Below are 24262 nucleotides of genomic sequence, written 5' to 3'. Positions count from 1 at the left end.
GTCCCATGCGCCTCCACCACATCCACATCGGCAGGAACCAGACCCGCATCAGCCAACGCCGCACGGATCACCCGCTGCTGCGACGGACCATTCGGCGCCGTCAACCCATTCGACGCACCATCCTGATTGACCGCACTCCCCCGCACCACCGCCAACACCCGATGACCCAACCGCCGCGCATCCGACAACCGCTCCACCAACAACACACCCACACCCTCGGCCCAGCCAGTGCCGTCCGCCGTCGCGGCGAACGCCTTGCAGCGGCCGTCCTCGGAGAGGCCCCCTTGCCGTGAGAACTCCACGAACATGCCGGGCGAAGGCATCACCGTGGCTCCGCCGGCCAATGCCAGCGAGCACTCGCCCCGGCGCAGTGCCTGCGCGGCCAGATGCAGTGCCACCAGCGACGACGAACACGCCGTATCCACCGTGACCGCAGGTCCCTCCAGGCCGAGGGAGTACGCGACGCGGCCGGAGGCCACGCTCACGGTGTTGCCGGTCAGGACGTAGCCGCCCGAGTCGTCGTCGGACTCGTGCAGTCGGGGGCCGTAGTCCTGCGCCGTGGCTCCGATGTACACGGCCGTGTCGCTGCCGCGCAGGCTGCTGGGGTTCACGCCGGCGCGTTCGAGGGCCTCCCAGGACGTCTCCAGCAGCAACCGCTGCTGCGGGTCCATCACCAGCGCCTCACGCGGCGAGATCCCGAAGAAGGCGGCGTCGAACTCCCCGGCGTCGTACAGGAAGCCTCCGCGGCGCGTGGCGGAGTCAGTGACGTTCCAGCTCCGGTCCGTGGGGAAGCCGGACACCGCGTCCTCGCCGGCGGCGAGCAGGCGCCACAGGTCCTCCGGAGAGGTCACGCCACCCGGGAAGCGGCACGCCATGCCGACGATGGCGATCGGCTCATCGTCCGGGTCCGAGCCCGGCTCCGTGTGGCGCGCGCCGTTCGTCTTCTCCTGTTCGGGGCGCCTCGTACCGTCGTCCTGGAGGAATCGTGCCAGTGCGCCGGGGCTCGGGTGGTCGAAGAGGATGCTGCTGGGCAGACGGAGGCCGAGTGCGGTGTCGAGCCTGTCCCGCAGTTCCAGCGCCGTCAACGAGTCGAAGCCGAGGTCGCGGAACGCGCGGTCGGGGTCGATCCGCTCGGCCCGGGAATGTCCGAGCACAGCCGCCGCGTGGGTGCGCACGAGGTGCAGGACGTCGTGCGGCTGCGGCGGGGACGCCTCGGTCCGTCCCGTGCCGGATTCGCTGTCGTTCGCCGGTCGCGTGTGAGCCTCTCCGGACGGCAGCCAGTGGGATTCGCGTTGGAAGGCGTACGTCGGGAGGGGGACCCGGCTCACGTCGCCGCCGAGGACGGAGGTCCAGTCCATCGGCACGCCGTGCAGGTGGAGCCGTGCCACGGCCTCGGTGAGTGATCGCGCCTCGTCCCGTCCTCGGCGCAGGGCGGGCAGCAGCGCCGCGGTGTGGGCGTCGGCACCGGCGCCCGGTTCGCCGCGGTGGCCGGGCTCCGGGGCGGCGGTGACGCATGCGCGCGCCATGGCGGTGAGGACGCCGTCCGGCCCGACTTCCAGGAAGCTGCCGGTGCCCAGTTCCCTGAGTGCCCGGATGCCGTCGCCGAAGCGGACCGCTTCCCGAACGTGCCGGACCCAGTAGGCGGGCGTGGCCATGGTCCGGTCGTCGACTGGTGTGCCGGTGAGGTTGGAGACGAGGGGTGTAGTCGGTGCCCGGAAGGTCAGGCCGGCGACGGCTTCGGCGAACTCCTCCAGCACCGGTTCCATGAGCGGGGAGTGGAAGGCGTGGCTGACGCGCAGGTACCGGCTTTTGCGGCCCCTGTCCCGGAGGGCCTGTTCGATGTCGGCGACGTGGCCGCGCTCGCCGGACACGACCACCGCGTCGGGGCCGTTCACGGCGGCCAGGCCGACGTGGGCCTCGCGGCCGAGCAGCAGGGGTGCGACCTCGGCCTCGGGCGCCTGGACCGAGAGCATGACGCCGCCGCCGGGCAGGGAACGCATCAGCGCGCCGCGGGAGGCCACGAGTACGGCCGCGTCGGACAGGTCGAGGATGCCTGCGGCGTGAGCGGCCGCGATCTCGCCGACGGAGTGGCCTGCGAAGTGGTCGGGTTTCAGGCCCCACTGGCCCAGGAGGCGGAAGAGGGCGGTTTCCAGGGCGAAGAGGGCGGCCTGGGTGTAGTGGGTCTCGGAGAGCAGGGCGCTGTGTGCCGTGCCCTGCTCGGCGAACATCACGTCGCGCAGGGGCGGGCCGGCCTCGGGGCCGAGGAGTCGGCCGAAGTGGGTGTCGAGTTCGGCGCAGACCTCGTCCAGGGCGTCCCGGAAGCCGGGGAACGCCTGGTGGAGTTGCTTGCCCATGCCGGGGTGCTGGCTGCCCTGCCCGGAGAAGAGGAAGGCGAGGCCGCCCGGTTCGGGGATGAGCGTGCGGCCGAGCAGGACCTGGGGGGCCGGGAGGCCGTTCTCCAGGTCCCGCAGGCCGTTGAGCAGGTCCTCGCGGTCGTGTCCGGTGACCACCGCGTGCCGCTCGAAGACCTGGCGGCGGGTCGCCAGGCTGTAGGCGGTGTCCCGCAGGGGCTGTCCGGGGCTGTGCTCCAGGTGGCGGCGGAGCCGTTCCGCCTGTGCGCGCAGGGCCGCGTCGCTGCGGGCGGACAGGATCAGCGGCGGGTGGCGGTGGGTGTCCTGGGCGGGATCGAGACCGTTTCCGGCTGCCGGGTCCAGCCTCTTTCCCGCCTCCGCGGAGCCGAGTCGGCCTTCCGTGCCGGTGTACGGCCCTTCTCCTGTGCCGTCGCCTCCCGCGTTCCGTGACTCGGACAGGACGACGTGGCAGTTCGTCCCGCCCATGCCGAAGGAGGAGACGCCCGCCACCAGCGGCCGGCCGGGGCTCGGCCAGGGGCCGTACGTGGTGTGGACGCGCAGGCGCAGGGCGTCGAGGTCGATGCAGGGGTTGGGCGAGGTGAAGTTCAGGCTTGCCGGGAGGTGCCGGTTCTTGATGCTCAGGACCGTCTTCAGGAGGCCCGCGATGCCTGCCGCGCCTTCGAGGTGACCGATGTTCGTCTTGACCGAGCCGACCAGGAGCGGGGCTTCGGCCGGGCGTGCGGTGCCGAGCGCGGTGCCGAGGCCCTCGGCCTCGACTGGGTCGCCGGCCGGTGTGCCGGTTCCGTGCAGTTCCACGTACTGGACGTCCGCCGGGTCCACGCGTGCCCGTTCCCAGGCCTGTCGCAGGACGTCCGCCTGGGCGCGGGCGCTGGGGACGGTGAGGCCTTCCGTGGCGCCGTCGTTGTTGAGGGCGCTGCCCAGGATCTCGCAGTAGACGGTGTCGCCGTCCGCGAGCGCGCGGTGGGTGGGCTTGAGGACGACTACGACGCCGCCCTCTCCTCGGGCGTAGCCGTTCGCCCGGGAGTCGAAGGTGTAGCACCTGCCGTCCGGTGAGAGCGCTCCGAACCTTTCGACGCCGGTCGTGCCGGCCGGATCGAGGACGAGGTTGACGCCGCCGACGAGGGCGAGGTCGGATTCGCCGCGGGCCAGGCTCTCGCAGGCCATGTGCACGGCGGCGAGGGAGGAGGACTGTCCGGTGTCGACGGTGAGGCTGGGGCCCTGGAGGCCCAGGGCGTAGGAGAGACGGTTGGCGATCATACCGCGGTGCGTTCCCGTCAGGGAGTGCCGGGTGAGGGCGGCTTCTCCCCGTGCGTGCGCCAGGTGCGCGTAGTCGTCCCACATGGCGCCCATGAAGACCGAGGTGCGGGTTCCCCTGAGGTGTCGCGGGACGATTCCGGCGTCTTCCAGCGCTTCCCAGCCGAGTTCCAGCGCGAGGCGTTGCTGGGGGTCGAGGACACCGGCTTCTCTGGGCGAGATGTTGAAGAAATCCGCGTCGAAAGTGTCGATGCTGTCGAGGAATCCACCGTGCGGAGCGGGAGACGAGGATAATAAGCCGGCCGGGGAACGGTCGGCGGGGGGCTCGCCCAATGCGTCCGCGGAGCCGGCCAGGAGTCTCCAGAACTCCTGGTGGGTGGCAGAGCCCGGCAGTCGACACGCAACTCCGACGATGGCAATGGAACACCCGTTTTCCCCGCCGGAAATAGACATGGTTTCCCACCTCTCTGCCGACGCTCCCCACGGCTGCCACAACCATGGAAGCGAATCAAGGGGTCTGCTTTTCGGTCGTCATTCGCCCGTCATCCGGGACGGCCCGTACCGCACGCGCTGGGATGGATGTGCCGGTGTTCGCGTGGGTCCGATTCGTGCATCGCGACCGGCCCCCCGCTTCGCCCCTTGGTCCAGGGGCCTCGGTGCCGGGCCGTCGCCATCGGCGGCAGCGATCGGAGCAGTTGCGACGGACATGGCGAAGGACCTGCGAGGATGGTCGGCACGGGCGCCTCGGAGGGCGGCTGAGTTCTGCCGCCTGCGTTCCGCTTGACCCTCGTTGACCGTCCGGACTGCCGTCTGTTTCACCCCCTGAGCGGCAGAGCGTTCGCCTCGCTCACGACTCGTCGTCGTGCGGCAACGCTAGATCAGCGCACGCCCCCCAGGCAAGCCCCTTCTTGGGACGTGCATGACCATCACTTGAGCTGGGCATGATCGCGTGCAGAGATCACCCATGGAAAGGCGCGACCTTATTCACGGGCATTGCTCCGGCTTCGGTGACGGTGCACTGTGGTTGCGACAACCGCCCATGTCATGCGCCCCGCAGCACGAGGGCGCGGAGGATTTGGAAGCCCTTTGAGATTACTTCGGTTACGTCTCGGCGGCCGTGTGCAGCGCAGGAGTCCGGCCCCGCCACGGGCCCTTGCGGGTACTCTCGGCCTGGCCCTCAGTCTCGCCCTACTCCCCTCTGTTCCGTCCGTCGCCGAATCGGGCGATCCATGGGAAACGGGTCGTCTTCTGACGGCTCGGATGACCCTGGAAGAAAAGCTGTCGTTCGTGCACTGGAGCTATCACACGAGCGATGAGTCGGCAAAGGTGTATTTGCCGGGCGTTCCCCGCCTCGGCATACCCGAGATGCGGGCCACCGACGGTCCCGCCGGGATCACGATCCACCGGCCGTCCCTCGCGCTGCCCGCTCCCGTGGCGCTGGCCTCCACCTTCGACGACGGCCTGGCGCGGTCCTACGGGGCGGTGATGGGCCGGGAGGGGCGTGCCTTCGGGCAGGACGTGGTGTTCGCGCCGATGGTGAACTCCATACGCGTGCCGTACGCCGGGCGGAACTTCGAGACGTTCAGCGAGGACCCCCTGGTCACCTCGCGGATGGCTGCCGCGGAGATCAAGGGCATCCAGAGTCAGGGGCTGATCGCCGCCACCAAGCACTACGCGGCGAACAACCAGGAGAAGAATCGTTTCAGCGTGAATGTGAACGTCGACGAACAGACGTTGCGCGAGCGGGAACTGCCCGGCTTCGAGAGCGCCGTGGCCGCCGGAACCGGCTCGATGATGTGCGCCTACAACAAGGTCAACGGCCAGCCGGCCTGCGGCAGTGACGAACTGCTGAACAAGGTCCTCAAGGAGCAGTGGAAGTTCCGTGGCTGGGTGACCTCGGACTGGCTGGCGACGCAGAGCACGGACGCCCTCACCAAGGGGCTCGACCAGGAACTCGGCATCGAGCTGGACCACGAACCCGCCCCGGGCGAGCCGATACCCGGCGGCAAGTTCTTCGGCGACGCGCTCAAGGCGGCGATCCGGGCGGGACAGATCCCCGAGTCAGCCCTCGACGAGGCCGTCACCCGCATCGTGTCGCAGATGGCCCGGTTCCGGCTGCTGGACGAGGATCCGCCCGCCCGCCCGGCGCGCGACCTCGCGGGCGGCTTGAAGGTCGCGCGCCAGGTCGCCGAGGACGGCGCGGTCCTGCTGCGCAACGAGGGCGCCGCCCTTCCCCTGACCACGGAGACGGCGGCGGACATCGCCGTGATCGGCCCCACCGCCAAGGTCCCGAAGGTGACGGGGCTGGGCAGTTCGTACATCGTGCCGGACGCCGCGTCTGCCCCTCTGGACACCATCCGCGAACGGGCCGGCGCCGGCAGCACCGTGCGCTACAGCACCGGTGAGGAGACGGTCGGGGTTCCCGTTCCGCAGTCCGCACTCTCCGCGCCCCGCCCCTCGGGTGAGGTGTTCCCCGCCGGCGAGGGCGGTGTCCTCTACGACGGCACCATCACCGTGCCGGCCACCGGCAACTACCGCATCGCGGCCCGCGCGCAGGGCGGCAACGCCTACGTCGAACTCGACGGCCAGGAGCCGTTCGGCGCCGGCCTGGTCTACGGCGACGTCAGCAGCCGCCCCATGCGGCTGACGGCCGGCACGCACAAGCTGCGCATCACCGGCGCGGCCCTGGCGAAGTCGCCCATGACCTTCGAGCTGACGTGGGTCACTCCGCAGGCCGCCCAGGAGGCGATCGACCGGGCCGTGTCGATCGCGCGGACGGCGAGGACCGCGGTCGTCTTCGCGTACGACGACGGCTCGGAGGACGGGGACCGCACGTCGCTGTCCCTGCCCGGCCGCCAGGACGACCTGATCAGCGCCGTGGCCGCGGTCAACCCACGGACCGTGGTGGTGCTCAACACGGGCTCCTCCCTCACCATGCCCTGGCTGAGGAAGACCGCCGCGGTGCTCACCATGTGGTACCCGGGCCAGGCCGGCGCCGAGGCGACCACCGCCCTGCTGTTCGGCGACGCCGACCCGGGAGGCCGGCTGACCCAGACCTTCCCGGCCGACGAGCGGCAGACGCCGTTCGCCGGGAACCCCAGACGCTACCCGGGAGTCGATGACCAACTGGACTACTCCGAGGGCATCTACTCCGGCTACCGCTGGTACGAACAGCAGGGCGCCCAGCCGCTGTTCTCCTTCGGCTACGGGTTGTCGTACACCTCCTTCGACTACCGGGACCTGAAGGTGACGGCGGCGGCGGACGGCGGGCTCGACGTCTCCTTCACGCTGCGCAACACCGGTACGCGCACCGGCAAGGAGGTCCCGCAGGTCTACGTGGGACCGTCCCCGCACGTGCGGGTGGCGCAGGCCAAGCGTGCCCTGGCGGCCTACGGGAAGGTCGAGCTGCGGCCGGGCGAGAGCAGGAGGCTGGCCCTGCGCGTCGAGCGCAGGGCCCTCCAGAACTGGGACAGCGGCGCCCACGCCTGGGTGACCGGACCCGGACGGCAGGTCATGGTGGGCCCGTCCCTCGGCCGTCTCCCGCTCCGCGCCACGGCGCCGTGAGCAGCTCCCACGGAGGACGCATGGACGTTCCGTTCCTGAACCTCCGGGCCGCCTACCTGGAGCTCAAGCGCGACATCGACGCCGCGACCGGCCGCGTCCTGGACTCCGGGCGCTACCTCCTGGGCCCCGAACTCGCCGCGTTCGAGACGGAGTGGGCCGCCTACTGCGGGGCCCGGCACTGCGTGGCGGTGGGCAGCGGGTGCGACGCCCTGGAACTGGCGCTGCGCGCCATGGACATCGGGCCGGGTGACGAGGTGATCGTCCCGGCGCACACCTTCGCCGCGACCTGGCTCGCCGTCTCGGCGACGGGTGCGGAGCCCGTCGCGGTGGAGCCGGAGCCGGCGACGTTCACTCTGGACCCGGAACGCGTCGAGGCTGCGATCATCTCCCGCACCCGGGCGATCCTCCCGGTGCACCTGTACGGGCATCCGGCGGACCTGGCGGCGTTGTCCGAGGTCGCCGAGCGGCACGGCGTGCGGATCCTCGAGGACGCCGCCCAGGCGCACGGTGCGCAGGCGTACGGCCGGCGGGTGGGCGCGTGGTCCACCACCGCCTTCAGCTTCTACCCGGGCAAAAACCTGGGCGGCTTCGGTGACGGCGGCGCCGTGGTGACGGACGACGCGGAGCTGGCGGAGCGGGTGCGCCTGCTGCGCAACTACGGGTCGCGGGAGAAGTACCGGCACGAGATCCGGGCCACCAACTCCCGGCTGGACGAGCTGCAAGCGGCCGTTCTGCGGGTCAAGCTCGCCCACCTGGACGCCTGGACCGAGCGCCGGGCCGCGGTGGCGGCGCGCTATCTCGACGGGCTCGCCGGCCTGGACGGCCCGGACGGGCTCGTGCTGCCGAGGCCGGCGCCGTGGGCGGAGCCCGTGTGGCACCTGTTCGTGATCCGCTCCGCGGACCGGTCCGCGCTGCGGGAGCGGCTGGCGGCAGCCGGCGTCGAGACGCTGATCCACTACCCGGTGCCGGTGCACCGGTCGGAGGCGTACGCCGGCAGCCGGCAGGCCGCCCGCGCACAGCCCGTGGCGGAACGGCTCGCCCGAGAGGTGCTGAGCCTACCCATGGGTCCGCACCTGTCCGACGACGCCGTCACGGCGGTGATCGAGGCGGTACGGAGCGCGGTGGCCGCCTGCTGAGCCCGGGCCCGCGCACGTCGGCCCCCGTACCCGTCGCCGGGTACGGGGGCCGACTCTCATGCGGCGGGCCGGGCAGCCCGCCGCACCGTCAGGCAGGGGCGGTCAGCCTGCTTCGGCGAGGATGCCCTCGAGGATGTCGGCGGCCGCCCGGGCGCCGCCCGCCTCACGGATCTCCTGCCGGACGGCCGCGAGCCGTTCGGCGACACCGGGGTCGGAGGCGACGGCGAGCACGGCCTCGCGCAGCTTCTCGGCGGTGACCTCGTCCCGCGGGATGTGCCGGCCGAGGCCCAGCTCGACGATCCGCTCGGCGTTCATGGTCTGCTCCGCGATCTGCGGCACGGCGACCGTGGGCACCGCGTTCGACAGGGCCTCCATGGTGCTGCCCATGCCCGCGTGCGTGATGAACGCGGAGGCCTTGGTCAGGATGTCGAGCTGCGGCACCCACTGGTGCACCTCGACGTTCGGCGGGACCTCGCCGAGGTCCGCGGGGTCGACGAAGCGGCCCACGGAGAGCACCACGTGCCAGTCCAGGCCGTCGACGGCGGCCAGGCAGGTGCGGTAGAAGTCGAGGTGGTCGGTGAACGCCGAGCCCAGGGCGATCAGCAGCACCGGACGCCCGTCCCCGGAACCTTCCCAGGTGCCCTGGTGGGACCGGTCGCCGTAGGTGGGACCGACGAAGGTGTAGTTGTCGCCGACCGTGTCGCCCTTGATCTGGAAGGTGCGGGGCAGCGCGACGATGCAGCGGTTGGGCGCGATGAGGAACTCGGTGGCCGGGGTGTCCACCCCGTGCTCCCGCAGGAAGGCCGAGAGCCGGGTGAAGAAGCGCGCCAGGCCGTCTTCGGCCTCGGCACCCTCCTCGGCGTCCCCGGTCTGCGCGGGGGCGGCGGTCTCCTCGCCGCGGTCGGCCGTGGGGTCCTGCACCGCGGGCACGTCCTCCTCGAAGCCCTCGTAGGCGACGAAGGTCGGGGAGAGCTGAACGAAGGGGATGTCCCACTTCCGGCCGAGCACCGGGGCGGGCCAGGAGGCGATGTCGTAGACGATCAGGTCCGGCCGGTCGTCGGCGTAGGCGTCCTCCAGCTGCGGCAGGACCCGGACGGCTTCGTCGAGGAAAAGGCCCATCGCGGACTCCTGGTCCTCCGGCCACGACTCCTCGGGGTTGGACTCCTTCGGCAGGATGGAGTCGTACACCACGGGCGTCGCGCCGGCCGCCTTGACCTGTGCGGCGAACTCCTCGGTGATGGCGTAGCTGACCCGGTGGCCGCGCGCGACCAGTTCCTGGACGATGCCGAGGGATGGGTTCACGTGGCCGTGGCCGGGGATGTTGAAGAAGGAGATGTGACGGGGTGTCACGGAGGCAGAGCGGTGCTCGCTCGTCATGGATCTCACTCCGGTGAGGTGTTCCGCCGGGGGCACCGGCGCAGGCGTACGGCGGCATGCACACATGTGCCTGACACGGGCCGGGCGGAAGGAAACTGATGGTTGACCACCGGCTCGTTCCGTTACGGGAGCCGGTGTTGCGGGCGGGCATGCGGCAGGCGCCGGACGAAGGCCGTCCAAGTCACCGCACGCGGACCGCGATCAGTGGTAAAGCTCCATGAATGCCATGGCGATCACTCTACCAGGAGGGGGGCCGCGGTCCGCAGCGGAATGCCGGATCAGCGCAGGAAACCGCGCTGCTCCGCCCAGCCGTCGGCGATGTCGGCCTCCAGCTGGTTGAGGCGTGCCGTGACGGTCTGGTCGAAGCCGTCGAGGAAGTACTCCTCGCCGGGCCGGGGTGCCACCTGCCGCCCCTCGGTGACGAACCGCCGGACGACCTCCTCCAGTCCCGTGCCGGTGGTCAGCCGGCCGGCGACGTAGCGCTCGGCGCCCTGGAGGCCGGGGAAGCCCGCCTCGCGGTAGAGGTAGACGTCGCCCAGGAGGTCGACTTGGACGGCGACCTGGGGATGGGCCGTGGGCCGCATGGTCTCCGGCCGGATCCTCGGCAGTTCCGCGTCGACGCCCAGGCGCAGGCTCTGGAGGGCGTAGCCGTAGTCGATGTGCAGGGACGGGGCGCGCGTCCTGATCCGTTCCTCGAACGCGGCGAGGCCGTGCTCGAGTTCCCCGCGTTCCTCGGGGGCGAGCTTGCCGTCGGGTCGTCCGCTGTAGTCCTCGCGGAGGGTGAGGAAGTCCACGGGACGGTCGGGGGCGGCGTCGTTGAGGTCGGCGATGTAGTCGGCCAGCCCGATCAGCCGCCCGGCCCGGCCCGGCAGGATGATGTAGTTCAGGCCGAGGCGTACGGGCGCTTCGCGTTCCCGGCGCAGAGCCTGGAAGCGGGTGAGGTTGTCCTTGACGCGCTGGAAGGCGCCCTTCTTCGTGGTCGTGGCGACGTAGTCGTCCTCGCTGAGCCCGTACAGGGAGGTCCGCAGGGCGTACAGGTCCCACAGGCCCGGCTGGCGGTCGAGGGTCTGCCTGGTCAGGGCGAAGGAGTTGGTGTAGAGGGAGAGTTTGAAACCGCGCGCCGCAGCACGGCGGACGAGGTCGCCGGTGCCCGGGTTGGTCAGGGGTTCCAGGCCACCGGAGAGGTACAAGGCGTGGGGGTTGTCGGTGGGCATCCGGTCGATCAGGGACGCGAACATCGCGTTGCCGTCCGTGAGGGCCGACTGCTGGTAGCGGGCGCCGGTGACGCGTACGCAGAAGTGGCAGCGGAACATGCAGCTGGGACCGGGGTAGAGGCCGACGCTGTAGGGGAAGGCGGGCTCGCCCCTTACCACGGCGTCGAGGACGCCGCGGCGTTCCAGCGGCAGGATGGTGTTGGTCCAGTACATGCCCGCCGGACCCTGCTCGACCGCGGTGCGCAGCGCGGGTGTGCGGTAGAAGACGGCGAGGACGCGGGAGAAGGTGGCGCGGTCCAGGCCGAGTCCGCGGCGGGCGCTCTCCAGGGGCGTGAAGGGTTCGGTGCCGTAGCGGCGAGCCAGGGCTATGAGGTGCTCGGCGAGCCGGTCGGGTTCCAGTCCGGTGCCGGGGGCATCCTCGTCGAGGAGTGGACGCAGTGCCGCGGCGGCGGCGGCGCTGTTCCCTGCGGGCCATGCGCAGACCGCGATCGGGTCCAAGGGCGTGCGATCGACCTGAAGTGCCACGTGCGTGCGCTCCTTGTCTTCCTTGTCTTCCTTGTCTTCCGTTCGGATCGGGCCGGGTGTCCCTGCGGGAGGTGCGCCCTCCTGCGTCCGCCCCCGTGCGTCCGCGAGGTGCCCGGGGCTTCGACGTGGTGCTAGGCGCCGGCCTGGGCGGTGATCCGCGGTCCATGCGCGGTGGCGACCCGGATGATGTCGCAGACGCGTCGGATGTCCTCGCGGGAGACCGCGGGACCGGTGGGCAGGGCGATGACCTGCTCGGCGAGGTGTTCGGTGTGCGGCAGGGAGACCGGGTGCTCGGTGCGGTAGGGATCGCGCTGGTGGCATCCGGGGGAGAAATAGGGCTGCGCGACGACGTTCTCCGCGCGCAGGAGGGTGAGCAGGAGGTCCCGGTGGAGTCCGGTGGTGCCGGCGTCGATCAGGGCGATGACGTAGTGGTAGTTGTTGCGTTCCGCCGGGTCGTAGTCGATGAGCCGGACGCCGGGGAGGCCGGTGAGTTCCTGCCGGTAGAGCTCGTAGTTGGCGCGGTTGCTCGCGACCGCGTCGGCGAAGCCCTCCAGGGAGGTCAGGCCCATGGCAGCGGCCGCCTCGCTCATCTTGGCGTTGATGCCGGCGCCGACGCCGTCGTGGCCCAGGCCGAAGTTGTGCAGCGCGCGCAGGCGCTCGGCGCGGGTGTCGTCGTCGGTGACGATGCCGCCGCCCTCGAAGGAGTTGACGACCTTGGTGGCGTGGAAGCTGAAGACCTCGGCGTCGCCGAAGGAGCCGAGCGGGCGCTGCCCCGAGGTGCATCCGAGGGCGTGGGCGGCGTCGTAGAAGAGCTTCAGTCCGTGCTCGGCGGCTATGGCGGCGAGTTCGTCGACCGGGCTGGGCCGGCCCCAGAGGTGGACGCCGAGGATCGCGCCGGTGCGGGGGGTGACGGCGGCTTCGACGAGTTTGGGGTCGAGGCAGCCGGTGCCGGGGTCGATGTCGCAGAAGACGGGGCGCAGTCCGAGCCACCGGACGGCGTGGGCGGTGGCGACGAAGGTCATCGACGGCATGATCACTTCGCCGGTGACCTCCGCTTCGCGCAGCAGCAGTTGGAGTCCCGCGGTGGCGTTGCAGGTGGCGACGCAGTTGCGTACGTCGGCCAGGTCGGCGATGCGCTGCTCGAACTCCCGGACGAGCGGGCCGCCGTTGGTCAGCCACCGGTTGTCCAGGGCCCACTCCAGGCGGTCCAGCAGGCGTTTGCGGTCACCGGTGTTGGGGCGCCCCATGTAGAGGGGCTGGAGGAAGGCCGCGTCGCCGCCGAAGAGGGCGAGGTCGTGCACGCCTCGTTTCATGCTGCTCCTCGCCGGGTCGGTGGGTGTTCCGCGGCGAGGAGGCCGGGGAACGCCTCGCGCAGGGCCGAGCGCCAGTCACGCAGGGGTGCGAGGCCGGTCCCGCGCCAGCGCTCGTGGCCGAGGACGCTGTAGGCGGGGCGGGGGGCGGGTCTGCGGTAGGCGGCGCCGGTGGTGGGCCGGACCCGCCCGGGGTCGGCGTCGAGGAGCCGGAAGACTTCTTGTGCGAGGTCGTACCAGGTGGCGGAGCCGGCGTTGGTGGCGTGCAGGATGCCGTGGACGCCGGGGAGCCGGCCGACGGCCATGATGCGGTCGGCGAGGTCGCCGGTCCAGGTGGGCTGGCCGCGCTGGTCGGCGACGACGTCGATGGCGCCGCCGCGCGCCTCCCGTTCGATCATCGTGCGGACGAAGCTGCGGCCGGTGCGCCCGTACAGCCAGGCGGTGCGCAGCACGGTGGCGGTGGGCAGTGCCTTCAGCACCGCTTGCTCGCCATCCCGTTTGGTGCGTCCGTAGGCGCTGCGGGGAGCCGTGGGGTGGTCCTCGGCGTAGGGGCTGCGGGCGTCGCCGGGGAAGACGTAGTCGGTGGACAGGTGGACGAGGCGTGCGCCGTGGGGGGCGCAGGCCTCGGCCAGCAGCCGGGGCGCCTCGGCGTTGAGGAGGGCAGCGGCGGCCTCGTCCGTCTCGGCGTCGTCGACGGCCGTGTAGGCGGCGCAGTTGACGACGATCCCGGGACGGTGCTCGGCGAGTGCCGCCCGCACGGCGGAGGGGCGGGTGACGTCGAGGTGGTCGTGGCCGAGGGCCGCGACGTCCTCCTCGTTCTCAGCGAGGCGCCGGACGAGTTCCCGGCCCAGCATTCCGGCGGCGCCGGTGATCAGCCATCTCACGGGGCCGCTGCCTCTCGGGGGGCGGCGGGGCCGGCCGGCCGCTTCTTCAGGGGTTCCCACCAGGCGCGGTTGTCGCGGTACCAGTCGATGGTGCGGGCGATGCCCTCGGCGAAGTCCCGCCGCGGCCGGTAGCCCAGTTCGTCCCCGGCCTTGGTGCAGTCGAGGGCGTAGCGGCGGTCGTGGCCCTTGCGGTCCGCGACCGGGTCGACGACGTCCCAGCCCACGCCGAACGCGTCCAGCAGGAGGCCCGTGAGGTCCCGGTTGGTCAGTTCGGTGCCGCCGCCGATGTGGTAGACCTCGCCGGGCCGGCCCTGGGTGCGGACCAGGTCGAGGCCAAGGCAGTGGTCGTCCACGTGCAGCCACTCGCGGACGTTGAAGCCGTCGCCGTAGAGGGGGACCCGCAGGCCGTCGAGGAGGTTGGTGACGAACAGCGGGACGATCTTCTCGGGGAACTGGTGCGGCCCGTAGTTGTTGGAGCAGCGGGTGACGCGGACGTCCAGGCCGTGGGTGCGGTGGTAGGACAGCGCGAGCAGGTCGGAGGATGCCTTGGAGGCGGAGTACGGCGAGTTCGGGCACAACGGCTGGTGCTCCGGCCAGGATCCGTGCTCGATGGAGCCGTAGACCTCGTCGGTGGACACGTGCACGAACGGGCCGACGCCGTGCCGCAGGGCCGCGTCGAGCAGCACCTGGGTGCCGAGGACGTTGGTGCGGACGAAGGTCCCGGGCGAGGTGATGGAGCGGTCCACGTGGGTCTCGGCCGCGAAGTGCACCACCTGGTCGGCTTCGGCCATCAGGGAGTCCACCAGCGGTGCGTCGGCGATGTCACCGCGCACGAAGGTGACGGCGGGGTCGTCGGGGACGTTGCCGAGGATGCCGGCGTAGGTGAGCTTGTCCAGCACCGTGATCACGGGGGCGGGTTCCCCGCCCGCCCGGGCTGCTTCCAGCAGGTGGTGCACGTAGCGGGAGCCGATGAATCCGGCGGCACCGGTGACGAGGAGGTTCATGACTGGATCTCCACCTTGCTGTGGTCGCCGAGGACGAAGCGGTGGGCGTTGGGGGCGTGCAGGCTGTGGGTCACCTGGACGTTCCTGCCGATCAGTGATCCCTGTATACGGCGCACGCCGGTGATCGCCGATCCGGCGAGCATGATGGAGAACTCCATCTCGCTGCCGGTGATGCGGCAGTTGTCGCCGATCGAGGTGAACGGGCCGATGTAGGAGTCGGAGATCTCCGCGCCGGCGCCGATGATGGCGGGGCCCATGATGCGCGAGTTCGTCACCCGCGCGCCCTCTCCGACCACGACCCTGCCGATCATGACGGTGTCCTCGTCCACCGTGCCCTCGATGCGGGGCTCCAGGTCCTCCAGTACGGTCCGGTTGACCTCCAGCATGTCGGCGACGTTGCCCGTGTCCTTCCAGTAGCCCTCGATGACCATGGACTGGATGTCGGCGCCGTTGTCGATGAGGTGCTGGATGGCGTGGGTGATCTCCAGTTCGCCGCGCCAGGAGGGTTCGATGGCGCGGACGGCCGCGTGGATGGCGGGGGTGAAGAAGTAGACGCCGACCAGTGCCAGGTCGCTCTTCGGGTGCCGGGGCTTCTCCTCCAGGCCCACGACCCGGCCGTCGTCGTCGAGTTCGGCGACGCCGAAGGCGCTGGGGTCGGACACGCGGGTGAGCAGGATCTGGGCGGCGGGCCGCCTGCCGCTGCGGAAGGTGCGGACCAGGTCGTCGATGCCGCCGACGATGAAGTTGTCGCCCAGGTACATGACGAAGTCGTCGTCGCCGAGGTAGGTGTGGGCGATCAGTACGGCATGGGCGAGGCCCAGGGGGCGGCTCTGCTCGATGTAGGTGACGTCGAGGCCGAACTTGGCGCCGTCGCCGACGGCGGCGCGGACCTCGCCGACCGTGTCGCCGACGATCAGGCCGACGTCGGTGATCCCGGCGGCCGCGATGGCCTCCAGGCCGTAGAAGAGCACCGGTTTGTTCGCGACGGCGACCAGTTGCTTGGCGGAGGTATGGGTGATCGGCCGCAGCCGGGTGCCGGAACCGCCGGCCAGCACGAGGGCCTTCACCGGGCCGGCCCCACGCCGGCCGCCTCCGCGATGTAGGCGCGGCACTCCTCGTAGTCCGGCAGGATGCCGGTCTCCGCGGCCTGCGCCAGGGACGGTGCGTGGGTGTCCTTCGCCGACAGGACGATGTCGATGTCCGTCGGCCATGCGATGCCGATCGCCGGGTCGAGAGGGTCTACGGCCCGCTCGGCCTCGGCCACGTAGGGCTGTGAGCAGAGGTAGACGACCGTGGCGTTGTCGGTGAGGGCCATGAACGCGTGGCCGAGTCCTTCGGCCAGGTAGAGCCCCTGGTGGCGGGCCGCGTCGAGTCGGACGGCGACCCACCGGCCGAAGGTGGGCGAGCCCCGGCGTACGTCGACGACCACGTCGAGCACGGTGCCGGAGGCGCAGGTGACGTACTTGGCCTGGCCGGGCGGGGCGTCGGCGAAGTGGATGCCGCGCAGGACGCCCTTGCGGGACACCGAGCAGTTGGCCTGGGCGAGCGAGAGGGGGTGGCCGATCTTCTCCTGGAATGTCCGCCCCCGGAACCATTCGAGGAATTCTCCCCGTTCGTCCCGCATGATTTCCGGGGTGTATAACCAGGCCCCGTCGACGTCGAGTAACTCCATCGATCCCGATTCTGCCGAATTGGGCACTCGATTTTCCCTTCGGACTCGGAGCGATTCCATCGGGTCCGTACGCCGCGCAGGGCAGCACACAGTCACACGGTTTTCTCGTCCTGACCGACCGTAGCGCACCCACCGGGGACATTCAAGGGTTGACAAAGTGAAATCAGCGGATCACGCTGTCGTGAGGTAGAAGCCGGGCCACCGCCCCGCCCGATGTATCGAATGTCACGAAATCCCGAGTCGACATCCTTCTGCGAGCGTCTTTCCGAATCCGGTGGCCCGCTTCCCGATGGGGCTCGCGGAAGCGGCCGGGTTCGGCGCCGTCCTGGATCACAATAATATGGGGGATTCCCGCGATGAGCGAAGCAATGGGATCGGTACCGACGTCCGGCAGTGAAGTCTCCTCGACCGGCGCGTTGTTGTCCTGGCTGGATGCGCGCCGCCGGGCCAATCGCCTGACGGTGGAACACGTACCCCTCCGGGAGTTATCGGGTTGGCAATTCGACGAGAACACGGGGAACCTCCGACATACCAGCGGTCATTTCTTCTCCGTCGAAGGACTCCGGGTACGCACGGACCACTGCTGGTTCGGAAGCTGGACCCAGCCCATTATCGTGCAACCGGAGATAGGCATTCTCGGCCTCCTGGTCAAGAGGTTCGACGGCATCCTGCACGTCCTGGTACAGGCCAAGAACGAGCCGGGTAATATCGGCGGTCTTCAGCTCTCCCCCACCGTCCAGGCCACCCGCAGCAATTACACGCGCGTCCACCGCGGCGGCGGTGTCAGATACCTGGAGTACTTCGCGTTCCCCCGCGGGCGCGGCCGGGTCCTCGCGGACGTCCTCCAATCCGAGCAGGGCTCCTGGTTCCTGCACAAGCGGAACCGGAACATGGTGGTCGAGGCCCTGGACGACGTGCCCCTCGACGACGACTTCCAATGGATCAGCCTCCGCGGGCTGCGGAAGCTACTGCTGAGGCCGCATCTGGTGAACATGGACACCCGCACGGTGCTGTCCTGCCTTCCCCCGGAGCCGGGACCGGCCGGCCGGCAGCCGCCGGCGCCCGCGGCTCCCTTCGCCGCCGCGGTCACGCGGTCCCTCACCCGGGGTGCCACCGCCTTGCACACCATGGGCGAGATCCTCGGCTGGCTGACCGACGTGCGGTCCCGGCGGGAACTGGTGCAGCAGCGTGTGCCGCTGGAGGAGACCGCGTTCAGCGGCTGGCGGCGTGACGAACACGCCATCGCGCACAAGGGCGGGGACTACTTCCGGATCATCGGGGTGAGCGTCCGGGCCAGCAGCCGGGAGGTGTCCTCGTGGAGCCAGCCGTTGCTGGCCCCCGCCGGCCCCGGTCTGGCCGCCTTCGTCACCAGGCGGATCCGCGGCGTCCTCCATGTCCTGCTGCACGCCCGCACCGAAGCCGGTCTGCTCAACGGCCCGGAGATGGCACCGACCGTACAGTGCCGCCCGCTCAACTACCGTGCGGTGCCCGCCGAGTACCGGCCCGCCTACCTCGACTACGTGCTGTCGGCCGATCCCGGACGCATCCGCTACGACACCCTCCAGTCGGAGGAGGGCGGCCGCTTCCACCACGCGGAGAACCGCTACGTCGTGGTGGAGGCCGAGGACGACTTCCCGGTCGAGGTGCCGCGCGACTTCCACTGGCTCACCCTGCACCAGATCCTCGCCCTGCTGCACCACAGCAACTACCTCAACGTGGAGGCGCGCAGCCTCGTCGCATGCATCCAGGCCCTGAGCTGAGCGCCCCGAAGGGAAACCCATGTCCTCCCCCCGTCTGCGCTTCGGTGTGCTGGGTGCCGCCGACATCGCCCTGCGCCGCACCGTGCCCGCGCTGCTCGCCCACCCGGACGTCACCGTGGTCGCGGTCTCCAGCCGGGACGCGGCCCGCGCCGCCCGTTTCGCCGCGGCGTTCGGGTGCGAGGCGGTCCCGGGCCACCAGGCGCTGCTGGACCGCGACGACGTCGACGCGCTGTACGTCCCGCTGCCGGTGATGGTGCACACGCCCTGGGTGGAAGCGGCGCTGCTGCGGGGCAGGCACGTCCTGGTGGAGAAGCCGCTGACCGCGACCCGCTCCGGAGCCGAGGAACTGATCGCCCTGGCACGCTCCCGGGGCCTGGTCCTGATGGAGAACTTCACGTCGCTGCACCACGCACAGCACGGCACCGTCACGGACCTCCTGCGGGACGGGACGATCGGCGAACTGCGCTCGCTGTCCGCGGCGTTCACGATCCCGCCGAAGCCGGAGGGCGACATCCGGTACCAGCCCGACGTGGGCGGAGGCGCCCTGCTCGACATCGGGATCTACCCCCTGCGGGCGGCGCTGCGCTTCCTGGGCCCCGACCTGCACGCGGCCGGCGCGGTCCTGCGTCGGGAGCGGCGCCGGAACGTGGTGGTCTCCGGCCACGTGCTGCTCACCACACCGCACGGCGTCGTGGCCGAGCTGGCCTTCGGCATGGAGCACGCCTACCGCTCGGAGTACACCCTCTTCGGCACGGCCGGCCGCCTGCGCCTGGACCGTGCCTTCACCCCGCCCGAGACCCACCGGCCGCGTGTGGAGATCCACCGGCAGGACGCCCGGGACATCGTCGACCTGCCGCCGGACGCGCAATTCGCCAACCTCGTCCGGGACTTCGTACTGGCTGTCCGTGAGGATTCCGGCCGGCTCACGCAGCACCACGCCGACGCCGTACGCCAAGCCGATCTCGTCGAGCGCGTCATGGCGGTGGCGCGGGTGCGCTGGTGCTGATGCCGGGGCCGTAAGCGGAGGGAGGAGAGAAACGCACCGGAGTTCGGGTCGGGCGCGGGGCGGAAGAAACTTCAGCACTCCTGCGGGGCACCTGGCTCGACACCCGCGAACAAACGTGTGCGGTTTTACTCCGGGCAGGATGGCAGAGCCGAAGTCTTCGCCGCTCGGCGAGATGTGCGGGCTCTCGGAGACACCGTGCTGGAACACCATCCCTCTGCCTCCTGAAAGGTGCCAATATTCCGATCAGGCGGCTGAGCTGGGTGTTCTCTGTCGATGGTGAGTCAATCGGAGTGGCGTGGTGTGGTACTCGTTGAGCAGTCCACCGAGTACCTGGCGGCGCCTGATTGTGCCAGCAGGTAGGGGGATGATGTTCGAGTCGTCGTCTGGGGCTCGTAGGTCCAGGCTGCGGTGGGGCCGTCCCGCGTTGTAGTGCTCGGCATACGTGGTGAGGACGGTGCGCAGATGTCGTTCGGCGAACGCGTTTGACCGGGGGCTCTGAGGCGGTGTTGGGGTGACAGCTGTGCCGTTGCCGGCGAAGACGTCGTCGAAGGCGGCGGTGAACTTGCTGTCCCGGTCACGGATGAGGAATCGCAAGCGCCCGGCCCTGTCGCCGAGGTCCATGAGCAGGTTGCGGGCGAGTTGGGTGACCCATGCGCCGGTAGGGCGTGCGCTGACGCCCAGGACATGGACGCGCCGGGTGAATCTCCATGACGCAGAAGACGTGGAGACGCTTGAGGAAGACCGTCTCCACAGACCAGAACGGCGCAGGACGCGCCGGACCGTAGAGGCGGCAACCCGATGACCGAGCCGGCGCAGCTCGCCTTGGATTCTGACGTACCCCCAGGTCGGATTCTCTCGCGCCAGGCGCTGGATGAGCGCAACTGTCTCTTCCGGCAATGGTGGACGGCCGGGTCCGACCGCCGTCTGGCGCCACTTCCAACGCACCAGACGACGGTGTCAGGCCAGCAGCGTACCTGGAGTGACCAGCCGATGGCGGCGTAATGCGGGTGGCAGGTGCCGTGCGAGAGCGGAGAGCACGGCACGATCAGCCCATGAGAGCCGCGGGCGCTCGATCTGCCGGCGCAGCACAGCGACCTCATGGCGGAGAGCGAGGATCTCGGCGTTGTTCGCGGGGCAGACCGGCCCAGTAAGAGGAGGCAACCAAGCAGTCGGCAGAAGATCAGGTAGAGCAGTCGCATACCCACGATCACCGATCATGCCCATACTCGGACGATCGCAAAGCCCCAGGTCAACCACCGTACGCCAATAAAGACACCCTTCAGGCGCTCGCGCCCTGGGAGTGTCCTATCTGCCCGGCAGACACCAAGGGGCTTTACCGCCCCTTGACGCAGCCCCCTACGGTAACCAAAAGCCCCACGTACGGACTGCCTGCGGAAACCTGCCCACTAGGATGACCCACAGCCTCTCTGCTCCTGTCGCACGGGGAGCGCAGGACCGTGCTCCCACCCGAAAGGGGGTCGGGAGCCGACAAGGGGCCCTTATGCCTCACGATGCAGAGAGCATCCGAATCGATGGGATGGCCCGAGGGGCTTACGGTTGACGACGGCGCGCAGGGGCGCGGTACAGCGCCGTAGGTGTACCCCGGATCGGGTGACGGACGAATCGGGCGCCGTTGACCCGTCTGCGAGTTGGGAGCACGTGGGCTCCCAGAGGGCTCCCACTTGCTCCCTGCCCGGAAATGGTTAAGGCCGCCTCCGCTACCCGCGGAAACGGCCTCCGACCTGCGAAAACGCTGGTCGGGACGACAGGATTTGAACCTGCGCCCCCTTGACCCCCAGTCAAGTGGCCGGGGGTTGCTCAAGTGTGCGCACACCGCAGGCCGCGAAGGCGCCCAGACAGGTCAAGGCATGTCGTATGCATCCATCCTCACAGCCTCTCAGACGCGCGCGCCGCCGAAAATTAGTCCTTCCTTAACTGAACGCTGGAGCAACGCTGTCCTTGCCCTGAACCAGTGGCTCCTAGGGTGGTCTGCGGCCCCCGCCCCCCATCCGCCGTCACTTCGACGCCCCGGACTGCGAGGGAACCGGAGAAGGCCGAAGCACACGGCGTCGTGACATCGGCTACCAGGAGGAGATGTGCCGCCCGATCCCGGAGCCCGAGGTCCGTCGTCATCGCTGGCGGAACACCACGTAGACGATGAGCGAGCCGTCACACGCGCGTGGCGGACCAGCGACTCCGACGAGACACGGATCAGGCCCGACGAAGAGAGCGACAACGACGCAAGCGTCCGGGACCGCTTGGGGAGCCGCAAGACCACAGCTCTCACCGCGGCAGCTGCCGTTCTCGTCCTTACCGGGTGCCTCCTGGCCATGTCGACGATCATCGACTCAGCTTCCTCCTCCTCCGGCGACAGGTGGCCCTCAGGAGGAAAGGTCTCGATCACCGCGCCTCCGGGCCAGGAGGACGAGCTCGCCCCCTCGTCTGCCCCCGAGGAAGCCCCCTCGGCCGACTCCACCGCCCCACAACCACCGCTCACCAACAGCCCAGCCAGCCCGTCTCAGGGCGATGGCGGAGACGAACGCGAAGACGACCGTGAAGATGAAGACGATGACGATGACGACGAAGAAGACGATGACCATGAGGACGAAGACGGTTGATTCCGCATGACGTGATGCTCGCCGCTCGGAGCGGCACGGACCCGTACTGGTCAGGTCCAGCCGGTCCGGCCAGTCGTGCACGACCGGGTCCTTGAGCAGTCTCCGCGCAGCGACAGCGGCACCGGCCGCCACGGCATTGATCTCTACCGCCGGAATTGACCAACTACCGGTAGGATGAGCGGTAGAGGCTGATCCTGATGTCGTCGGCCAAGACGATGGGCAGGGCGGCGAGTTCGGGGTCGCACCGGCTGACGGTTCCTGCGGCGTACGGGCCGGGAGCGGTGGCGCTCGCTGCAGGGTGGTCGGACACGACGGGGGGCTCGCGTTGGATCGGCTGGCCGGAGCGCACCTGGAAGTCGGCCCATCGCAGTTTGTTCTTGACGGGCTTGTCGTCTCGCCCGGTCCGGTCTCGCAGCCCGTACAGGCTGACGCTCCCGGCCCTGTCGGCGGGCGGCAGGGGGCGTGTCTTGCGGGGCTCGACCGCCACCACGTAAGGGGTCGCCGCGCGGTCGAGTTCGGAGAGGTCACTACCGCCGGTCGACCGGACGCGGTGGGCGTGTGACCGGCCGGTCGGCGCCCGCGGTGCTGCCCTGGTCGCTGCGCGCGTGGCTCGGGTCGATCGCGGTCCTCGCCACGCTGGCGGTCGGCGTGCTCGGGGTCCTGTACGCCGGCCACGGCGAGCCCGGCAGGGTGGACAGGTGGATCGTCGAGCCGACAGCGGACAGCGTGCGGCCGCCGTGGAGGCGGGTTGCTCTGGCCCTGGACTTCTTGGGGGAACCCGCCGGAGCGGCGGCGCTGATGGTGGCCGTCGTTGCGGGCTGCCTGCTGCTTCGGCGTCCTCGTGCGGCGGTGCTCGTCGTTGCCGGAGCCGCCGCGACGGTGGGGACGGCGACGCTGCTCAAGCATCTGGTGGGACGCACCATCCACGGCGACGGCAACCTGTCCTATCCGAGCGGGCACACCGCCTTCTTCACCGCGCTCGCCCTCATCGCGGCGCTGCTCGCTACCGGCCGGTTCGGCCTCGGCAGGGCGGCCGGCACGGCATTCGTGCTCGCCGCGGCGCTCGTGGCCGGCGCCGCGATGGGATGGGCGCAGGTCGCCTTGGGCGCGCACTATCCGACCGACGTCCTCGGCGGCTGGTGCACCGCGCTGGCGGTGGTTCCGGCGACCGCGTGGCTGGTCGACCGGATGGCCGACGCCCGTCGGCGCGAGCGGCGCTGAGGTCAGGTCAGCGGCGGAATACTGGCCGCACCGGTCGTCCGCCCAGCCACGGGGTGGGGTCGGCGGCATCGAGGGCCTTCCGGTACACCGCGCATGCCTGGGCCACGACGTCGACGGTGTGATCGATGTCGGCGTCGCTGAGCGCGCTGCTCACCACGAACGACGGGGCGAGCACCCCGCCCGCGAGGAGCCGGCGCAGGAACAGGGTGCGGTATTCCTGCGACGGCCGCCCGTTCTCGTCGAGGGTGGCGAAGACCAGGTTGCTGGCCCGGCCCCGGACGACGATGTGCTCGCCGACGCCCGTGGCGGCCGCGGCGGCGCGGACACCGGCGGCCAACTTCTCGCCGAGCGTGTGCAGCCGCGCGGTGACGCCCTCTTCGGCGTAGGTGGTCTGCACGGCCATCGCGGCGGCCAGCGAGTGTGTTTCCGCACCGTGCGTGGTGGACAGCAGGAACACCCGGTCGCCGGAGTGACGCAAGCCCCCCAGCTCCATCAGTTCGCGGCGCCCGGCCAGCGCGGAGACGGCGAATCCGTTGCCCAGCGCCTTGCCGAACGTGGAGAGGTCGGGAACGACGCCGTACAGGCCCTGGGCGCCCGCCTCGGACCAGCGGAAGCCGGTGATCATCTCGTCGAAGATCAGTACGCAGCCGTGCCGGTCGGCCAGTTCGCGCAGGCCGGTGAGATACCCGGGGGGAGGCTCGGTGTGGGTGGCGGGTTCGAGGATCAGGCAGGCGATCTCGTCCTGATACCGGGTGAGCAGTTCTTCCGTGGCGGCCAGGTCCCCGTAGGGGAAGGACACGGTCAGCTCGTTGGTGGCCGCCGGAATGCCGGCGGACATCGGCGTGGTGCCGATGAACCAGTCGTCGACGGAGAAGAACGGATGGTCGGCGCAGATGGCCACCCGCGGGCGCCCGGTGGCGGCGCGGGCGAGGCGCACCGCGGCGGTGGTGGCGTCGGAGCCGTTCTTCGCGAACTTCACCATCTCGGCGGTCGGCACCGTGGCCAGGAAGCGTTCCGCGGCTTCGACCTCCACGATGGACGGCCGGACGAAGTTGCTGCCGCGGTCGATCTCCCGCCGCACCGCCTCGGTCACGCGTGGGTGGGCGTGGCCGAGGCTGACCGACCGCAGGCCGGAGCCGTACTCGATGTAGCGGTTGCCGTCGATGTCCCATACGTGGGCGCCGCGGCCGTGGCTGATGACCGGGGCCAGGTCCTCGGGGTACTGGTCGTCGCCCTTGGCGTAGGTGTGCGCGCCGCCGGGGATCAGGGCGTGCAGCCGCTCGTTCGCCGTCCGCGACCGGGGCAGGAGGAGCTCCGTGGTCTGCTCGGTGTGTTCGGTGTCCAA

The 24262-nt window shown here is 70.5% G+C and carries 17 protein-coding genes; 6 read left to right on the top strand and 11 right to left on the bottom strand.

From position 1 onward, the window contains the following. Positions 1–4079, bottom strand: a 4079-nt coding sequence (locus ABZ562_RS25025; protein ID WP_361483714.1) for a beta-ketoacyl synthase N-terminal-like domain-containing protein, incomplete at its 3' end; no start/stop codon positions are given. 807 nt (positions 4080–4886) lie between these two features. Here ABZ562_RS25025 and ABZ562_RS25020 point away from each other — a divergent pair. Further along, positions 4887–7190 carry a glycoside hydrolase family 3 C-terminal domain-containing protein gene (locus tag ABZ562_RS25020; RefSeq protein WP_361483712.1) on the top strand — a complete coding sequence of 768 codons (2304 nt, stop codon included), beginning with the start codon at positions 4887–4889 and terminating at the stop codon, positions 7188–7190. Positions 7191–7210: 20 nt separating this feature from the next. Beyond that, a complete protein-coding gene (locus tag ABZ562_RS25015; RefSeq protein ID WP_361483710.1) occupies positions 7211–8326 on the top strand; it encodes a DegT/DnrJ/EryC1/StrS family aminotransferase in 1116 nt (371 codons plus the stop codon). A 102-nt stretch (positions 8327–8428) separates the two neighbouring features. On the opposite strand, the gene ABZ562_RS25010 is transcribed toward ABZ562_RS25015, so the two are convergent. The 7 genes from ABZ562_RS25010 to rfbC all read right to left on the bottom strand — a co-directional run bounded on the left by ABZ562_RS25010 (position 8429) and on the right by rfbC (position 16312). Then, the gene (locus ABZ562_RS25010) at positions 8429–9703 is read right to left on the bottom strand and encodes an OleI family self-immunity macrolide glycosyltransferase (RefSeq protein ID WP_361483708.1); all 1275 of its coding nucleotides are present in this window, start codon (positions 9701–9703) and stop codon (positions 8429–8431) included. A gap of 278 nt (positions 9704–9981) precedes the next feature. Then, positions 9982–11442 (bottom strand): dTDP-4-amino-4,6-dideoxy-D-glucose ammonia-lyase, encoded by a 1461-nt coding sequence (gene desII, locus ABZ562_RS25005; RefSeq protein ID WP_361483706.1) that lies wholly within the window; start codon positions 11440–11442, stop codon positions 9982–9984. 131 nt (positions 11443–11573) lie between these two features. Continuing rightward, positions 11574–12755: a dTDP-4-dehydro-6-deoxyglucose aminotransferase gene (locus ABZ562_RS25000; protein ID WP_361483704.1), complete on the bottom strand. Its 1182-nt coding sequence runs from the start codon at positions 12753–12755 to the stop codon at positions 11574–11576. Then, positions 12752–13636 carry a dTDP-4-dehydrorhamnose reductase gene (gene rfbD, locus ABZ562_RS24995; RefSeq protein WP_361483702.1) on the bottom strand — a complete coding sequence of 295 codons (885 nt, stop codon included), beginning with the start codon at positions 13634–13636 and terminating at the stop codon, positions 12752–12754. Before rfbD ends, ABZ562_RS25000 begins: the two co-directional genes overlap by 4 nt. After that, a complete protein-coding gene (gene rfbB / locus ABZ562_RS24990; RefSeq protein WP_361483700.1) occupies positions 13633–14640 on the bottom strand; it encodes a dTDP-glucose 4,6-dehydratase in 1008 nt (335 codons plus the stop codon). Before rfbB ends, rfbD begins: the two co-directional genes overlap by 4 nt. Beyond that, a complete protein-coding gene (locus ABZ562_RS24985) occupies positions 14637–15707 on the bottom strand; it encodes a glucose-1-phosphate thymidylyltransferase (protein ID WP_361483698.1) in 1071 nt (356 codons plus the stop codon). Before ABZ562_RS24985 ends, rfbB begins: the two co-directional genes overlap by 4 nt. Further along, a complete protein-coding gene (rfbC, locus tag ABZ562_RS24980; protein WP_361483696.1) occupies positions 15704–16312 on the bottom strand; it encodes a dTDP-4-dehydrorhamnose 3,5-epimerase in 609 nt (202 codons plus the stop codon). Before rfbC ends, ABZ562_RS24985 begins: the two co-directional genes overlap by 4 nt. Before the next feature lie 356 nt (positions 16313–16668). Between rfbC and ABZ562_RS24975 the strand changes: the two genes are divergently transcribed. Then, on the top strand, positions 16669–18072 hold the full coding sequence (locus ABZ562_RS24975; protein WP_361483694.1) for an NDP-hexose 2,3-dehydratase family protein: 1404 nt from the start codon (positions 16669–16671) through the stop codon (positions 18070–18072). A 19-nt stretch (positions 18073–18091) separates the two neighbouring features. Continuing rightward, on the top strand, positions 18092–19078 hold the full coding sequence (locus ABZ562_RS24970; RefSeq protein WP_361483692.1) for a Gfo/Idh/MocA family oxidoreductase: 987 nt from the start codon (positions 18092–18094) through the stop codon (positions 19076–19078). Positions 19079–19321: 243 nt separating this feature from the next. Here ABZ562_RS24970 and ABZ562_RS24965 read toward each other — a convergent pair whose 3' ends face one another. Further along, positions 19322–20023 carry a helix-turn-helix domain-containing protein gene (locus ABZ562_RS24965; protein WP_361483690.1) on the bottom strand — a complete coding sequence of 234 codons (702 nt, stop codon included), beginning with the start codon at positions 20021–20023 and terminating at the stop codon, positions 19322–19324. 1385 nt (positions 20024–21408) lie between these two features. Here ABZ562_RS24965 and ABZ562_RS24960 point away from each other — a divergent pair. After that, positions 21409–21696 (top strand): hypothetical protein, encoded by a 288-nt coding sequence (locus ABZ562_RS24960; protein WP_361483688.1) that lies wholly within the window; start codon positions 21409–21411, stop codon positions 21694–21696. A 163-nt stretch (positions 21697–21859) separates the two neighbouring features. Here the strand turns inward: ABZ562_RS24960 and ABZ562_RS24955 are convergent, their stop codons facing one another. After that, positions 21860–22183, bottom strand: coding sequence for a hypothetical protein (locus ABZ562_RS24955; protein ID WP_361483686.1), 324 nt, complete (start codon positions 22181–22183; stop codon positions 21860–21862). 71 nt (positions 22184–22254) lie between these two features. On the opposite strand from ABZ562_RS24955, the gene ABZ562_RS24950 reads away from it, so the two are divergent. Next, positions 22255–22917: a phosphatase PAP2 family protein gene (locus tag ABZ562_RS24950; protein WP_361483684.1), complete on the top strand. Its 663-nt coding sequence runs from the start codon at positions 22255–22257 to the stop codon at positions 22915–22917. A 7-nt stretch (positions 22918–22924) separates the two neighbouring features. Here ABZ562_RS24950 and ABZ562_RS24945 read toward each other — a convergent pair whose 3' ends face one another. Next, entirely contained in the window at positions 22925–24262 is a 1338-nt protein-coding gene (locus tag ABZ562_RS24945) for a glutamate-1-semialdehyde 2,1-aminomutase (protein WP_361483682.1), read from the bottom strand.

This window comes from Streptomyces sp. NPDC019937 (assembly GCF_040631655.1).
Classification (GTDB): Bacteria; Actinomycetota; Actinomycetes; order Streptomycetales; family Streptomycetaceae; genus Streptomyces.
Note: the sequence above shows the minus strand (reverse complement) of the source record. Positions and strands in the feature narration are given on the sequence as shown.

Coding starts and splice junctions, on each gene's coding strand:
- ABZ562_RS25015 (WP_361483710.1), top strand. CDS start 7,211: ATGGACGTTCCGTTCCTGAACCTCCGGGCCGCCTACCTGGAGCTCAAG.
- ABZ562_RS25010 (WP_361483708.1), bottom strand. CDS start 9,703: ATGACGAGCGAGCACCGCTCTGCCTCCGTGACACCCCGTCACATCTCC.
- ABZ562_RS24960 (WP_361483688.1), top strand. CDS start 21,409: ATGTCGACGATCATCGACTCAGCTTCCTCCTCCTCCGGCGACAGGTGG.
- ABZ562_RS25020 (WP_361483712.1), top strand. CDS start 4,887: ATGACCCTGGAAGAAAAGCTGTCGTTCGTGCACTGGAGCTATCACACG.
- ABZ562_RS24970 (WP_361483692.1), top strand. CDS start 18,092: ATGTCCTCCCCCCGTCTGCGCTTCGGTGTGCTGGGTGCCGCCGACATC.
- rfbC (WP_361483696.1), bottom strand. CDS start 16,312: ATGGAGTTACTCGACGTCGACGGGGCCTGGTTATACACCCCGGAAATC.
- ABZ562_RS25000 (WP_361483704.1), bottom strand. CDS start 12,755: ATGAAACGAGGCGTGCACGACCTCGCCCTCTTCGGCGGCGACGCGGCC.
- rfbB (WP_361483700.1), bottom strand. CDS start 14,640: ATGAACCTCCTCGTCACCGGTGCCGCCGGATTCATCGGCTCCCGCTAC.
- ABZ562_RS24975 (WP_361483694.1), top strand. CDS start 16,669: ATGAGCGAAGCAATGGGATCGGTACCGACGTCCGGCAGTGAAGTCTCC.